Source organism: Pseudobacter sp. (genome assembly GCF_051955275.1).
In the GTDB taxonomy this organism is placed as follows: domain Bacteria; phylum Bacteroidota; class Bacteroidia; order Chitinophagales; family Chitinophagaceae; genus Pseudobacter.
Genome location: NZ_JBQCGW010000136.1, coordinates 1 through 15,475, shown reverse-complemented (window position 1 = coordinate 15,475; position 15,475 = coordinate 1). Strand labels below are relative to the sequence as shown.

General features: G+C 48.5%; 13 protein-coding genes. All 13 read right to left on the bottom strand.

The window, feature by feature from the left end:
• Nucleotides 1-103 precede the first annotated feature (103 nt).
• Entirely contained in the window at nt 104-1,405 is a 1,302-nt protein-coding gene (locus tag ACTHMC_RS11650; protein WP_440413295.1) for a MutS-related protein, read from the bottom strand.
• 6 nt (nt 1,406-1,411) lie between these two features.
• Nucleotides 1,412-3,784 carry a Gldg family protein gene (locus ACTHMC_RS11645; RefSeq protein WP_440413294.1) on the bottom strand — a complete coding sequence of 791 codons (2,373 nt, stop codon included), beginning with the start codon at nt 3,782-3,784 and terminating at the stop codon, nt 1,412-1,414.
• 9 nt (nt 3,785-3,793) lie between these two features.
• On the bottom strand, nt 3,794-4,717 hold the full coding sequence (locus ACTHMC_RS11640) for an ABC transporter ATP-binding protein (RefSeq protein ID WP_440413293.1): 924 nt from the start codon (nt 4,715-4,717) through the stop codon (nt 3,794-3,796).
• A gap of 40 nt (nt 4,718-4,757) precedes the next feature.
• Nucleotides 4,758-5,510 (bottom strand): hypothetical protein, encoded by a 753-nt coding sequence (locus ACTHMC_RS11635; protein WP_440413292.1) that lies wholly within the window; start codon nt 5,508-5,510, stop codon nt 4,758-4,760.
• Nucleotides 5,511-5,546: 36 nt separating this feature from the next.
• Complete coding sequence (locus ACTHMC_RS11630; protein WP_440413291.1) at nt 5,547-6,962, bottom strand: RagB/SusD family nutrient uptake outer membrane protein; 1,416 nt, start codon at nt 6,960-6,962, stop codon at nt 5,547-5,549.
• Nucleotides 6,963-6,991: 29 nt separating this feature from the next.
• A complete protein-coding gene (locus tag ACTHMC_RS11625) occupies nt 6,992-10,255 on the bottom strand; it encodes a SusC/RagA family TonB-linked outer membrane protein (RefSeq protein WP_440413290.1) in 3,264 nt (1,087 codons plus the stop codon).
• Between the two features lie 306 nt (nt 10,256-10,561).
• The gene (locus ACTHMC_RS11620; protein WP_440413289.1) at nt 10,562-11,737 is read right to left on the bottom strand and encodes a FecR family protein; all 1,176 of its coding nucleotides are present in this window, start codon (nt 11,735-11,737) and stop codon (nt 10,562-10,564) included.
• 62 nt (nt 11,738-11,799) lie between these two features.
• The gene (locus tag ACTHMC_RS11615) at nt 11,800-12,375 is read right to left on the bottom strand and encodes an RNA polymerase sigma factor (RefSeq protein ID WP_440413288.1); all 576 of its coding nucleotides are present in this window, start codon (nt 12,373-12,375) and stop codon (nt 11,800-11,802) included.
• A gap of 125 nt (nt 12,376-12,500) precedes the next feature.
• Nucleotides 12,501-13,001: a hypothetical protein gene (locus tag ACTHMC_RS11610; protein WP_440413287.1), complete on the bottom strand. Its 501-nt coding sequence runs from the start codon at nt 12,999-13,001 to the stop codon at nt 12,501-12,503.
• Between the two features lie 155 nt (nt 13,002-13,156).
• On the bottom strand, nt 13,157-13,786 hold the full coding sequence (locus tag ACTHMC_RS11605; protein WP_440413286.1) for a SprT-like domain-containing protein: 630 nt from the start codon (nt 13,784-13,786) through the stop codon (nt 13,157-13,159).
• The gene (locus ACTHMC_RS11600; RefSeq protein ID WP_440413285.1) at nt 13,779-14,186 is read right to left on the bottom strand and encodes a hypothetical protein; all 408 of its coding nucleotides are present in this window, start codon (nt 14,184-14,186) and stop codon (nt 13,779-13,781) included. The genes ACTHMC_RS11605 and ACTHMC_RS11600 overlap by 8 nt, the downstream gene beginning before the upstream one ends.
• A 131-nt stretch (nt 14,187-14,317) precedes the next feature.
• Nucleotides 14,318-14,770: a bactofilin family protein gene (locus ACTHMC_RS11595; RefSeq protein ID WP_440413284.1), complete on the bottom strand. Its 453-nt coding sequence runs from the start codon at nt 14,768-14,770 to the stop codon at nt 14,318-14,320.
• Nucleotides 14,771-14,781: 11 nt separating this feature from the next.
• A complete protein-coding gene (locus ACTHMC_RS11590) occupies nt 14,782-15,177 on the bottom strand; it encodes a hypothetical protein (protein WP_440413283.1) in 396 nt (131 codons plus the stop codon).
• Nucleotides 15,178-15,475: the final 298 nt, after the last annotated feature.

Here is a 15,475-nt window from a genome sequence, read left to right as displayed (position 1 = left end):
GACTTCTATTCCGTCGCCTCCGGGGCGACACGGTGTTCGCCAGAGGCGAACAAATATGGGTCACTCGCGGGGACGCGAGCGACTGCGGCTTTCCGCGGATTTATCAAACAGCCCGTTTGCGGCCGTTCTTCAGCGTTTCCAGGATGCCCTCATTACAGATGATGATCATACCATGCCTGTCGTTAGTAACGCCGTGCTCCAGCGTATAAGTGTACTCAGGTGTATGGCCATTCATGCGGGTGGGCAGGAAGAGGAAATCGATATTCGGTTTTACGGCCAGCTGGTCTGCCGCCTCTACGATATGCGATGAGATGATGAAACGGCTGTTGATCTTTCCGGCAAATGCCAGGGCGATGGCCACAGAAGCTTCATGGGCATCTTTCACGTTGGTACCCCGGAAGAGCTCATCAAAAATGATGAAGAGGGATTTGTTCTGGCTGAGTTGGGAAGCCATTTTCTTCACGCGCAGTACTTCTGCATAGAAATGGCTGGCGCCGATGCCCAGGTTATCCGGCAGGTTGATGGTGGTATAAATGCCATCCATAACCGAAAACTCCATTCTATTTGCAGCTACAGGAAATCCCATATGCGCGATATACACTGCGGTGGCCAGTGATCGCAGGAACGTACTCTTACCGGCCATGTTTGCACCGGTAAGAAATACGAGCGTCCTGCTTTCATCCATGGCTATATCGTTAGGAACGGGGTGCTTCAGTTCGGGGTGGTATAATCCTGTTATCACCAGTTCCCCTTTTTTGTTATCCAGCGCTGTGGGGAAGATGAAACCGCGTTTTGCCGCCACCATGGCTACGGAGATGTACACGTCCAGCAGATAGATCTGCTGAAGCAGTTTTTCTATCTTGCTGCGTTCTCGAACACGGAGCAGCACATCGAAGGCGGTGATTGCGGCATAGGAGATCTTTCCCTGTGATCTTTCCTGGATAACAGGTTCCAGAGCGGGATCGGACAACAGGGTTTCAAGCTCGTTCCGCTCAGGCTCAAATGCGGACAGGGAAAGCACTTGGGGAGAGCTCACAAATGATCTTGTCTGTTGAATGAGACTGATCAGCGCCGTAACGCCATTCTGGATCTCCTTTTCGCTGAGCATGCTTTGCTGCATGCCTCCTTTACCCGTATCACTGTTTTCTGTAAGATATTTCTCCGCCATATCGAAGAGCGCAGACTCGAAAGGGAATTTCATTCCCATCTTGCAGAAATGCGCGATGATATTACTGCGGCGGTTGATCTCCTCCCTGTTGGCGAGAGGAGACCTGAACATTTCCCGGAGCAGTTCTTCGGCGCCGCGGGTATGGGTGTTATTATAAATATCGAAGATACCCGGCGTGTCGCGCTTGCTGAACAGGCGCAGGTCTTCTATGGTTTGATCATCTGTTTGCAGGATCATGAGCGGTTATTTACGTTTACGACGTACGAGTAGGATGATACCGAGCAATAGCAGCAAAGCTGGCAGGATGTACAGGAAAAGCCAGACCTGCATTTCTCCTATTGCCGGGCTGATAGTAAGGAACCTGTCGATCGCAGGCGGTTTAGCGGCAAAATTAGGCAAGCGGTTATTGTCAAGCCAGCTGATTGACCTGAGTGCTATCCCCACACCATTCCCCCTGCCATTGCTGAAAAAATCAGCGTCGCCGGAAATCAATACACGCTGTTCTTTATTATTGATGTTCCGGTGGAAGGCAGCCATCAGGGAGAAGGAACTGTCTTTGAAATCACCTTCCTGGGGAGCGAACAGGGGCGCTACAGAATCTGTGACCAGCTGCCCCATTTTGATCCAGGTATCGATGGCCGGGTTGGTCTGATAAATATTGAATTTGCTGAAAGGGCTGCCGGGCAACTGCCTGATGGCCACGGTGCCGGGGAATACATGTGCGTTTACACTGAACCTGGTTTTCTTTTCCCCTTCGATCTTCACTTTCTTTTTATGCAGTTTTTCCAGAGGGTCGTTTTTCGCAATTTCAGGCGCCAAACGGTAGAGATCCGGCATGGGGTATGCATTGATCATCTGCGGCATTTCGTGTTTGCTGGCCTGGACTACTATACCGGGGAAATATTCAACCCCCATTCCTGTGAGCAGTGGGTTCACTAACTGCGACTTACCTGGCTCAGTCATCACAAAAGCATTGCCTCCTCCTTCGATGTACCTGCGGACCTTCTCCTGTTTTACCTGGCTCAGCTCCGTTTTTGGGTCTGGCACCACCAGGAAAGACAGATCAGCAGGGATGTCCTTTTCATCCAGGTTGATGGTGTCAGTGTCGAAGCCGATATTGACAAGGCTGGATCTTTCATTTTTCGCCAGCCCCAGTCCATAAAACTCTCTTTCTCCGGTTTTGTAAATACTGCGTTCCAGGTTTCCGCTGGTGAACAACACTTTCGGCATTGCATCTTGTTGCAGGCGAAGGAAAGCTGCGCTTACATTCATTTCATTTGGCCAGAAGGGCCCGTCGTCGAATGTGCGGAGGAAGGTGGTCTTTCCTTTATATTTCAATTGCATTACAAGGCGCATCCTCTCCGGTGTAAGATCTATCATTTTGCGAATCTCATCAGGAGGCAGGCTTTTATTTATATCTCCACCGATCCCTTTGGCGATTGTTTCTGCAATTTCCTTTTTCGACTTCTTTGGAAAGGCCTTGTATAAAGTGGAATCATTGTCGGGGATATCATAATAAGTAACATAGTTGAATTTGATATCCGGTTTGAAGCGCAGGTAGGGATCCCAGAGCACCCACCTGTACTCATTCCTTTTTTCAGGTAATCCACCCTGCGTCCAGCCACGGCCCAGCACGTTGGCATAGAGTGTCACTTCCAGCGGTTCATTCTTATCGAACCTCTCAATGATCTGCTGTGTTCTCGGGTGGATGGTATTGATATCGTCACGGGTTGCATCCCAGTATGCGATCAGACCTGGTTTGGACGCAAAATATCCGATCACAAGGCACACGAGGGTGAGCGAGGCGTAACGGAGCATCTTTTTATACCTGGGTAAATATTCCCTTGCCCCTTTCAAACGGAACAAAGTAAATCCGAGAAACATCACGATGATCACCAGGAAGTAGACCACATCATTGGTAGTGATCAGTCCGCTGAGGAACTTGGATGCCCTTCCGTTCATGGAGAGGAAATAAGTCAGGTCACGCACCATATCATATTTCTGCCAAAGGGTACCGATATAGGTAAGTGCGAAGATGATGGTGAAAGTGGCAATGGCGGAAACGATCTGGTACGTAGTGATACTGCTCATGTAGATACCGATGGCCGTGTAGGCGCAAACCAGCAGGAAGAAACCGAGCAGGGCCGATAACAGTCGCCCATAGTCAACAAACTCGATGTTCAGCATTCCGAGAATTACAAATCCGGCTACAATGCCCACCAGTACCAGGTTATATGCCATGGTGGCCAGGTATTTTCCCAATACCAGGTGCCTGGTCTTCAACGGGGATGAATACAACAGCTTGATGGTGCCATTGTTGATCTCTCTGCTGATCAGCCCCATAGTGAGCAACGGAACAAAGAGAAAGAGGTTCTGTAAAACGTTCACGAAGATCCCTTGCTGGTTAAGAAAGATCAACCCTGTGAGGGAATCATTAAAACCGCCCCACTCCGGTGTGTTTTTCTCAAGCATTTCCTGGTACAGGCTCATTTTTTCCACCAGCACCGTATAGAAGATGGCGCACTGCACCATGAACGCAATGGTCAGGAACCATGCTACAGGGGAATAGAACAGATTGCGGAGCTCCGTCCGCGCAACTTTGAATATCAGTTTCATCGGAAAAAATTAAGAGTGTGGTTGAGTGGAAAGCTGCCTGAACACGTCGTCAAGCTGCCCTTTTTCAAGCGTGATCTCACGCAGGCGCCAGTCTTTATGTACACTGGCAGTGATGATCCTTTCTGTGATGTCCTGATCGCCATCGAAGAAGAGGCGATATTGCTTATCATTGATAAACTCCAGTCTGGTAGCGCCTTTGATCTGCAGCAGTTCCTGCTGATCGGGTGCATTCTCCATTTTCAGGATCAGGCTGGAAGGCTGCACATAATTGTTGAAAGCATCCATCGAATCCGAGAAAATGATACGGCCGCTTTCTATCATAATCACTTCGCGGCAAAGCATATGGATCTCGCTCATGATATGCGAGGAGAGCAATACGGTCCTTTCCTGTGCGATCTCGCGGATCAGTTTACGCGCTTCTATCAGTTGGTTGGGATCGAGACCGTTGGTGGGCTCGTCCATGATCACCAGCCGTGGCTTGTGGATGATGGCCTGTGCAATGCCTACCCGCTGGCGGTAACCGCCGGAGAGGTTCTTGATCAGTCTTGAACTGAAATGTGAGATCTGGCATTTTTCCATGGCTTCGCCAACAGCCGCTTTGATCTTGTTTTTCGGGATAAGGCGCAGTTCGGCTGCATAAGTCAGGAACTCTTCAACGGTCAGGTCTGTATATACAGGTGGTTGCTGTGGAAGGAAGCCGATCTCCATTTTAGAGAGCTCGGGGTCTTTTCTGGTATCATAACCATTGATGGTTACGGTACCTTCCGTCTGGTTCAGTACACCGGCCACCACGTTCATGGTGGTGGACTTGCCTGCCCCGTTGGAACCCAGCAGCCCGATCACTCCCGTCTGATTGATCTCCAGGTTGATATCCCGGATGGCCCAGGATGTGCTGTACCTGTGGGAGAGGTTTTCAATTTTGAGTATGCTCATAAATAGTCGTTATAGAATCGTTTATATATGACTGTTAGTGTCAGTTCTGGATCAGCAGGGCAGTCTGTGCATCAGCACCTGTTCCGCCCGGTTTTCCGATCAGCGCCAGGGTGAAGTTCCTGTACACCCAGCGATTCAGGCCCCGGGGAGGAATACCGTCATCATCGATGCCTGTGGCTGTGTAGGTGACCAGGAGGTCATTGGTCACTGCATCCCGGAATTCAAAGACATAGTTCCCTTTCTTTTTCAGGATAGGATATTTCTTTGTAAGGGAAACAGCTTTGTATGCCAACCCGGTCACTTCAGGACCGGTTGTGGAGCCAACAAGCTCTACCTTAACGGGGTTGCTGCCTTTGCTGAGATTCACGAAACGCAATCCCATGCTGGTGTCTGCAGGCGCAAATCCGGGCAGTTGGTCACGCAGCAGCACGGTATCAGGAGCATCTACAGTTCCGCTGAGATAAAGGGAATTCATGGAACCGGCGGGCAGGTCAAGCTGCAGATCGAAAAGCGGCTTGTCTTTGGCAAGTGTATCCGGGAACTGATACAATCCCAGCAGTACGGTGCCTCCTGCCCTTTCAAATACGTTGGCTGACAGCATGAACTGTCCGTATACAACACGGCGGGTATCAATAAACCGGACAGGACCGGTACCGTTGAAGTTGGTAGCGAGTGGCTTGCTGCCTGTCACAGCATTGATTACGATCAGAGAAGCACCTTCTTTTGGCGCCACATCCTTTGCACAGCCGGTCATTCCCATTATCAGGAGGAGACCTGCGATAATTTTATACATATAAAATTCATTCAATGGTGATCAATATGTTACTGACTAAAAAGTATAGCCCGGATTCTGGTCAAGCCTGTTGTTGAACAGTTGGTCCTGCACAGGGATCGGATATAATAACTGGTAATCTCCTTCCCAGGGTAGCTTTATGCTGAGGGTCTGCAGGTATTGCGATGCTTTTCCGGTCCTTTTGAGATCAAACCAGCGGTGGGCCCATTCCGCAAAAAGCTCGGTCTGTCTTTCTTTCTCTATTGCCGCTTTCACAGCAGTTTCGTCAAGACTTTCATCCAGTTCATCCACATCGGCCCTCCGTCGCAGTTCATTGAGGTCGGCGATGGCGCCGGTAAGTCCACCGGTTGCCCCATTGGCTCGGGCTTCAGCCCGTACCAGGTACAGTTCTCCCAAACGCAGCGCCATATAATATTCGCGTGGTGCTCCGTTCAGGGTGGAATTAGCCGAATGGATATTGTATTTGTTCACGAAACCGGCACTCACCCATTTGTTATTACGGAGATCGCCTGTTTCAAAAGCATTGAGGGTTTCTGTTGTGAGGGGAAAAGACCGGGAAGCATAACCGAAGGGCGTTGCATTCCTAAGCGTATTGTCCTTGTCAGTTTGATAGAACTGGAAGATCGCTTCCTTGCTGGTAGTGCGGAAAACATCATCCAGATTGGGCTCCAGGTTGTAGAGTGCGGTATTGCTGATCACTTCAGATGCTTTGAGAGCAGCATTTTCATTTTGACCCAGATACAGATAAACCCGGGCCAAGAGTGCAGTGGCAGCATACCTGTTAGCACGCACCCTTTTGCCTTTGCCTACGGAATAATCAGCAGCCAGGCCTGCTTCCGCATCTTTGAGATCGGCGATGATCTGCTGGTATACTGCCTGCTGTGAACTTCTGCTGAGCCCATTGGTGAGATTTACATCTCCTGAAAGTGCGAGCGGAACAGGCCCGAAGAAATTGACCAGGTAGAAGTAAGAAAAGGCCCGGAGGAACTTTGCCTCTGCGATCAGTTCTTTCTTAACACTGTCTCGCAGGTTTGCAGATGCGGATTCATTGAGCCCATCTATCACTGTATTTGCGGCATAGATGCCATTGTAAGCGGAGGTCCAGAGTAAAACAGTCAGTGAGCTGTTGTTCAGGTTGATCTTGCTGGTGGTCAATGCATAATGGGTTGCAGCAGCTGACCCAAGCTGGTTTACAAATTCACCTGCAGAAAGTGCGCCTGCCACATCAGCCAGTCCACCGGCGAAATTCTCTGTAGCGGAAGCATAAGCTTTTGCTGTATTGCCGTTGACCATTACAGAATAAACTCCAGACATGGCAGTTTCAGCCTTGGCCTCCGTATCGAAGATCTTGCCGGCTGTAATGGTATCCAGCGGTTCATCCGCTGTGATCAGTTTTTCGCAGGAGACAAGTGTAAAAGATGCCATCAGCAACAGGCCGCTTATATATTTCAAGTTATGTATTTTTCGCATAACCATATTATTTAGAAGTTGATGGATAAATTGAAAGTAACGGTATTGGGCTGTGAAATGAATGAGCCATTCATGATGGACGGATCCGCCTTGAAATTGGTGATCGAAAGCAGGTTGGTTGCAGACAGGCCAACAGCGCAACTCTGCATGCCTGTCATTTTCAGCAATCGCTGAGGAATGTTATAAGCCATATTCAGCATGTTCAATCGTATATAAGAGGCATCGATATACTCTCTGTCAGACTGAGTGAATGTATTGCTCCCGGATGAGCTGAACCTGGCGTAGCTGGCTATATCACCGGGTTTCTGCCAGTGATCATTCAGGATCTCATCCGGCATCACCATGTTTTGCATCAAACCAGGACGAAGAGAGGAGAACGGGTGTGATGAAACCCCTTTGAAGAATTCAAACTGAACGGAAAGTGAAAAGTTCCCGTAAGAAATTGCCGTACCAAAACCGCCGGTAAAATCCGGGTTCCTGTCTATAGGAATATAAAAGTCATCATCCTTTGTACCTGGTATCGCTGTACTATTGCGTGTAACTTTTCCGTCTTTGTTATAATCCTCGAACATATAATCGCCCGTAAGTGGATTCACACCCAGGTAACGTTTCACGAAAGTGGTATTCAGTGATGTTCCTACCATGAATTGATTGACATAAGGTGTATTCTCGATGCCAGGGAATTTCACAAGCCTGTTCTTGTTGTGCCCGATCTGCATGTTTACAGTCCAGTTGACATTTTTATTACTGATCAGTGTAGCATTTATGGATCCTTCAAGCCCACTGTTATGCACTACTGCGGGGGAATTCATCAGCAATCCTCTGACCAGTCCGGTATACGGCGCCATTGCCATGGAAGTGATCTGATCGCTGACCACATGCTTATACCAGCCTCCGTTTATTTTCAATCTTTTGTTGAAGAAGCTCGATTCAAAACTGAGATCATATTTCCGGGTATCGCTCCATTGGAATTGCTGGTTGGCAGGTATCACCCGCACAAAGGATTTCAGCCCGTTATAATCGTAGATCAAGGGAGCATTCACCGCTGTACCGTTCCTGTTGGCCCATTGTGCAATGAATTCATAGTCGGATACTGGAGCATCACCTGTGATGCCATAACTTCCTTTCAACTGCAAAAAGCTGACCCAGGCAGGGAGGATCTTTTTCATCCACGTTTCTTCAGTAACATTCCAGGAGGCACCGATCGATCCAAAATTCCCATATTGTTTTCCTTGAAGGAACCTGGAAGATCCATCCCTGGTTCCGGTAAGAGTGATATTATATCTTTCATCAAACGAGTATTGCGCCTGACCGAAAACTTTTGCCTGTTTGAAGCTGCTTCTGCCGTCCTGTGCAGTCTGTACGGCTGTGGCATTGGTGATACTTCTCAGCAGGTCATCATTTGAAAACCCTACTCCAACAAGGTTGCTACCGGTAGTAATGGCTGTTTCCACACTACCACCTGCCAGGAGGGACAGGACTCCTTTTCCTACCACAACATTGTAATTCACCTGTTGCTGTAACAGAAAATTATTATTTCCCGTAGTTCCGAAAAAGGCTCTTCCAGTAGGATTGTTCCCAGGATGCTGAGCCGCAATGGGAGTGAACAGATTGCTTTTTACAGTGGTATTGGTAATGCCCACGTTGCCGGAAATACTCAACTGGTTGGTGATATCATATTTATAACCCAGGGTGCCATTGATTTTGTTGGACTTCACTTCATTTGAGATCAGTACGTAACTGAAAGGGAAAGTGGAAAATGCGTTCATGAAAGGCCATGCAGCAAAATTCAGATTTCCTCTTTCATCGAAGATCGGAGGAGCATTGGGTGGCATGAAATAACCTGAGTTCTGATCGTTGATGGCATTCACATCTGCATATACGTATCCTGCATTCAGCGAGATATTGAATTTGCGGTTCAGGCTGGAATGATTAAGAAACACGTTCATGCTGCTGGTTTTGTTATGCCCGCTGCGGCTTTGCAGGTCAACCGTATTTGTATGTTGTGCACTGATGCTGAAAGAAGTGCGCGCATCACCACCCTTCAGTCCCAGATCATATGAACTGAACTTGCCCGTTCCCATCAGTTCTTTCTGCCAGTCAGTATACCTGTTCTGGTCCCAGAGAAAAAGATCGGGCGCTGTTTCTGCAGTAGGTATGATACCATCATTCTTGAATGCTTCCCTTCTCATGGCCAGGTATTGCTCAGTGTTGAGCATTTCCCTTTTTCTGGCAATGAAATTCACGCCCTGCCTGGTACCGAAACTCAGGGAGGTTTTTCCGGCCTTCGGCTTTTTTGAGGTGATCATGATCACACCGTTGGCACCTCTGGTACCATAAATAGCTGTGGCGTCACCATCTTTCAGAACTTCAATACTTTCAATGTCCATCGCATTCAATCCAAAGAGCTGGCTCTGTCCCCTTGTAGCGGATGCGCCACCCTGGATATTCCCACCTGAAACTCCTGCCCCATACCTGGTGGATCCTTTCACCTCCAGGATGGTCTGAGGAATACCATCGATGATGATCAATGGCTCGGAAAGTGCATCGGGGTTCAATGCATTCCTGCCCCTGATCTCCAGCTTCACCTGTCCGCTGGCAGATCCGCCAACAGGTGTAACGATAAGGCCCGGCACCCTGCCCTGTAAAGCCAGGATGGGGTTCTGCACCGGCATTTTACGGATCTCTTCGCCGCTCACTTTAACGATATTGCCTGTAGAACGTCTTTTACTGGTAGTGCCATAAGCACGTACCACGGCTTCATCAAGGTCATCCACCGCTACCTTCATGGCAACAGGCAGGAACAGTTCTGTTTTGCTTACTTTCACCGTCACTTTCTCATACCCCACGCTGGTAAGCGAAACAGAGAACTCTTCCGGCACATTTTTTAAAAGGAATCTGCCGTCTGTACCGGTTTGTGTGGCAATATTCTTTCCATTGACAGTTACGGTAACTCCCCGGATGGGTTGATTGGTCTTACTTTCGTTCACCTGTCCGGCAATACTCCTTTCACCCGGAGCCGGCAAAGGACTGATGATCTCTTCCCTTTTTGATATGATGATATTGCTTCCTGACACATTGTACGTGTAAGGGAAATTGATCAGGATGGTCTTGATGAAAGACTCCAGCGACTGCTTGCTGGCATCCACGCTTACGCGGCCTCTTACATCTACCATATCCGGATTGTAGATGACCGCATAATTCGTTTGTTTTTTTACTTCTGCAAAGATCTGCTGCAGCGTATACTCCCCCTTGAGCGTTACTTTCTGCGCCATACTGAATAATGGGCACAGAAAAACAAAAAACAGTACAGGTAAGAGCTTTAGCCTGCCTGAGGACTTTGGTCCCGGTGGAATGATTGTTTTCCCCGTCAGCTGTTCTGGTGTTGAATGAAGCATAATTGCGTTTTGGTTAAATGCTGAAATAAAGGCTGCCGGGATAAAGTAAAATGGTTTAAGGTATTTGACAGCAGAGCTCCGCCACTACCCTTCCGGGTTCAGTTCCGGTGAACGGCCATGCTGCATGGCAAGTGTCATTCACCAACGTCCTGTTTGCTGATTATTTTAAATAGTGATAAGCTATTAAGGGGCCACGATGATCTTTCCTGCTTCTGCCCTGGTATGCAGTCCCATCTTGTTCAGTACGTCAATAGCCACTTCCAGTGAAGACTCCCTGTTTATCTCTCCGCTGAACTTCACAACAGGTACTGCTCCTTCATACACCACATCCACATCATACCATCTGGCAAGCTGCCTGAGTACTGCCGCTGCACTGGCATTGTCGAAACGGAACACGCCCTGCTTCCAGGCTACATAAAGATCCGTGTCCACGTTCTTCTTCAGTTCAAGTTTCGTGTCATCCACCCTCGCCTGATCGCCTGGTGCCAATTCCACTGCCTGTGCATCTTTCTTCACCCTGATCTTCCCGTTCAGCAGCGTAGCCTGCACTTCCGGCTCATTCGTATATGCATTGACGTTAAATTCCGTACCTAATACTTCGATCATCGCCTTCTTGTTCACATCCACCAGGAAAGGTTGCTTTGAATTCCCTTTCACTACAAAATAGGCTTCCCCTGTGATGTACACTTTCCGCTCACTGCCCGTAAAGGCAGTGGGAAAAGTAACACTCGATTTTGCATTCAGCCAAACCTCCGTTCCATCGGGTAATTTCAGTTCGTATTGCTTACCCGCAGGTGTGCTCAGGGTATGATATTCCACCACGGCTGTTTTTCCCAGGTAAGACAGCAATCCACTGTCGTTGATCACATTGAAATCATCCTTCTTCACCACACTTCCCTGCCTGTAATCAAGGGGAACCTGTTCCCCTGTGGGGAGCGTAAGCAATACGGCCTCCTTTTCTTTCTTTACCTCAGTTTTGGCAAGAGGCTGTGTTTCCACGGGCTGTTTGCTGTTTGTAATCCACCAGGCTCCTCCTGCCAGTACCAGCAGCACGGCTGCCGCAGCGGCATAACGCAACCAGCTCCGGCGGATGGGAACTACCGATGCAGTTGGTGTTTCCGCTGCATCCAGTGAGCCGTTGAGCTTTGCGAGTATCCTTTCACTGGCATCTGTGCTGATTATTGTTCCTTCTGTAAAAGAGCTGTCGTACGTTTCTTTCAGCAAGGCTTCCATTCCTTCCTGCTCCTCCGGTGCATGCTCCCTGAGCCAGGCAAACAATTCCTCACCTTCCGGCTCGGTAATAGTGCCGTTCAGGTACTTGCGGAGAAGGTTGTTTACATCACTGTTCATGCGTTCCATAATAAAAGGACTATTTGATGAAAGGAATGGGTGGATGGATATCGAAAAAAAATAAAGAAAATTTAAAACGCTATCAGAAGCATCAGCAGGGAGATGCTTCCGTGCTCCAGGAGATAGTCGCGGATAGACTTCACCGCCAGGCTAAGGTGCTGTTTCAGCGTATTCCTGGAGATCTGCATCTGGTCCGCGGCTTCTTCATAACTCAGGCCCTGCTGGCGCACCAGCAGGAAGGCTTCCTTCCGCTGGGTGGGCAATTCGTCCACGGCTTTACGGAAAAGCTCATCAAAGTTTTTGGATTCAACGCCATTCAGCAGGCTCTGGTCGGCCGGACCGCCGGTTATACGGCGCAGCAGCTCCATGCGGATGGTATCATAAATGGCGATGCGGTTCAGTTGTGTGAGTGCGGTATTCCGGGCGATGCGGTAGAGATAGGAAGCAAAGGAGCTTTTCACATCCAGCTGTTCACGGGCCTCCCATAACTTCAGGAATACATCATGTACCAGGTCTTCTGTAAATGCCGGGTCCCTGCTGAATTTCAGCAGGTAATTATAAATACCTCGATGATACTTTGAGTAGATGTCAGAGAAGGCTTCCCGGTTTCCAAGGGACAGTTGCTTCAATAGTTCCTGTTCATTCATTCGGCAGGGTGTTCTGGTCAGATAACTAAGAATGTCAGCGGGATAAGGTAAGGATCGGGCTGAAACTTCTACAAGCTTAATGACCAGAAAGGTACAGAAAAATGCGGAAGACCGCAAAGCTGCCATTACAGGACGCCGCTCATCTCCCTTTTCATATACCCGATCACGCGCTGAAGATAGCGGTGGGTGCGGTTAACCAGTTGATCGTAGTGTTTATGTTTCAATTCAGCAGGCTTTTCTTCAAGTGGAAACTCCTTTCCCTCCTTACCCCGCACCACCAGGCGGCCGATCGAATACTGATAACCGTTACCGGAGGGAATGATGGCATATTGCAATCCTACTTTTGCGCGGTCACCCCAAAGGCCTTTGGTGAGATTGATCTCTATATAACCATCGGCAGCCCGGGCGGATGCGCCATTGTATTGAATGGAGTAAGTGGAATCCCAGTGCGCCAGCATGGGGCGGCTGAAGAACTTTTCCGCACGTTGTTGCAAAACGGCCACAGTGGTGCTGTCTGTGGTGATCACCTGGCTGTACTCGTAATGGCCGGTGGCATTTCTCGGGATCTGCGCCAGCAGGGGCGGCACAGCAGCAAGGAGTATGCAGCACAGTAATAGCTTCTTCATAATATCTGGCATAATTTTTTCGTTAAAGCCTTCCATTATTCCATGAGAAAACTAAAAAGCACAAATATGAAAGACAATGCATTTGGCACCCGCCTCTTTTTTGGACTGATCCTGATTAGTTACGTGATCCTTTACGGCTTGATAGCTCTTGTGAGTTAACCGGCGTTCCGTAATTCTTTCACCTCGTAGATCGGGCTGAACAGATATACCTTTCCGGTTCTTACCTCCACACACTGATAACGTTTCCGTAATTTCTTTCCTTTCCGGAAGATCCTTCCCTCTCCGATATCGAATAACTGGCCTTCCTGTAATTGCTCCACCATCACCACACCTTCCTGGCGGGGATCGTAGTTTTTCAGAATGCGCATCAGGTTCTCGTCTGCACAACTGCTGGCCGGGAGATCATGCATGGAACGGCGCAGGGCTTGCTCCACATCGGGCGGAAAAAGATCCTTGCCCATAAAATCCGACAACAGAAGGGCATACAGGGCTTTCCATTCTTTACCGTGGCTCTGTACACGGTTACTGTATTGGATAAAGGTCACCAGGTGGGCAAGCTCATGAATGAGGGTAATGAGAAATGAGTAAGGGTTGAGATTGCCGTTTACACTGATGCGGTGGGTTTTGTAAAGGGTGGCATGGCGATAGTCTCCCAGGATGGATTTCCTTTCGCGGGTAATGGTAAGATGCACACCGTATTGCTGCAGGTACTCCAGTACCCTGGGCACCGCTGCCGGTGGAATGAATTGTTTCAGATACTCCAGCGGAGCTTCCTTCTTAGACATTCTTCTTTTGTTGCTTGCTCTGTTTCATCAGGATGGACACCTCCACGAAAGTATACACCAGGTAGAGGAACATCAATCCAAAGATAGCGCCTTTGCTCACGCCTTTTTTGAAAGTTACGATGTAAATGAGTGCCGCAATCAGGCAGATCATCATTTTCAGGAACATGCCCCCATACACCATGCGCAGGAATACCTGTACATTGTTGCTGCGGAGTGATTTCTGATAAAGGGAAAAGGACCCGGCCGTTGCCAGGAACAGAATGATATTTCCCACGATCATAACATCCGGGCTGATCCCCCAGCCCTGCCAGAGTGAACGGAAGGTCAGAAAAAGGGCACTGGTGATTACAAAGATGATCGTTAAAGGTAAAAAAGCCTTTGCGGCTGATTGTGATTGCATAAGTGCAAAGGTAAGGAACAGAAAAGAATCTAAAGATCACGGCAATCCAGGGAATATGATAGCCCTGCGGCAAAACCGGAAGCCTGCCACATTCCCTGAACTGCCCTGCAGTATGGTGAGGAAGCGAAAAATTAAGCCTGGGCGGCCAGTTTCTCCATCTTTTTATCAGCCAGACCATTGGAAGACACTGCTGCTGTAGCAGGCTTCTCCCCTCCGGTCATATGACACTGACCATTAAAGTTGGCGCTTGGCTCGATCTGTAATTTGGATGCATGAAGATTGCCCTGTACCTGGCATCCGCCTTTGAGTTGAAGCAACTCTTTTACACGGATGGTTCCGGTAACCTTGCCCATGATATCGGCCTGAGCGCCACTGATATCACCGGTTACACTGCCATTGGATCCGATCACTACTTTGGCTGAACAGTGAACATTTCCTTCGAGATTACCATCGATCCGGATATCGCCGCTGCTGTTGATATCACCTTTGAGCGTGGTGCCGGCGGCAATGATGGTGGCTTGTCCGGATGGTGCAGTTGGTTTTTGTTCTACCTGGTTTTCGGATTTGGATTTCTGATTGAACATACGATATGGTTTTAATCATCAATAGTTTCTGTACGGGGGATCTCCAGCGCTGTGGTATCCAGGTTCACCGTCACATTCCCCTGTAAAACGCTTTTGACGTTCTCCAGGTATTTATCCTTGTACTGCATTGCCTGCTGCAGGGAATCCGTTCTCACTTTCAGCTCCCTCAGTTCCCGGGTGGCATTCACATCCCCGTAACCCGGAATATACATCCGCAGGGGAGTGAAAACAATCAGCGCTACAGTTAAACCTGTGAGCAGCACAAATATTGTGCTGAGAACAATATAAACGCTTAATCTTGATAATTTGAAAGTCACTACCTCCTCATAGGTATCATCATTCATCACTACCAGGCGGTAGCGGTTTTGTAAACGCTTGAGGGTGGAATTGGCATCGAATTTGGCCATAACTACAGTAATTCTCTGGCTTTAAAGGTAATAGTTTAGAATGAAAACCCTACTACGTGGTTAACAAAAAAAAATAGGCTTATCTTTAAAATAAAATAATTCATAATCAGTTATAAAGGATTTAGCTTGCGTAGCTCATGAAGGTATTATCCAGGATCTTATTCGTGATCGTATTAGCCATGGCCATCCTCCAGGAGGTAAAGGCTCAGGCATGGTCTTTCAACCTCAAAAAGCCCGAAAAATACGAGGACAAAAAACTTCCCTCAGAAAAAACAGAAGAGAAAAAATGGACGCTCTG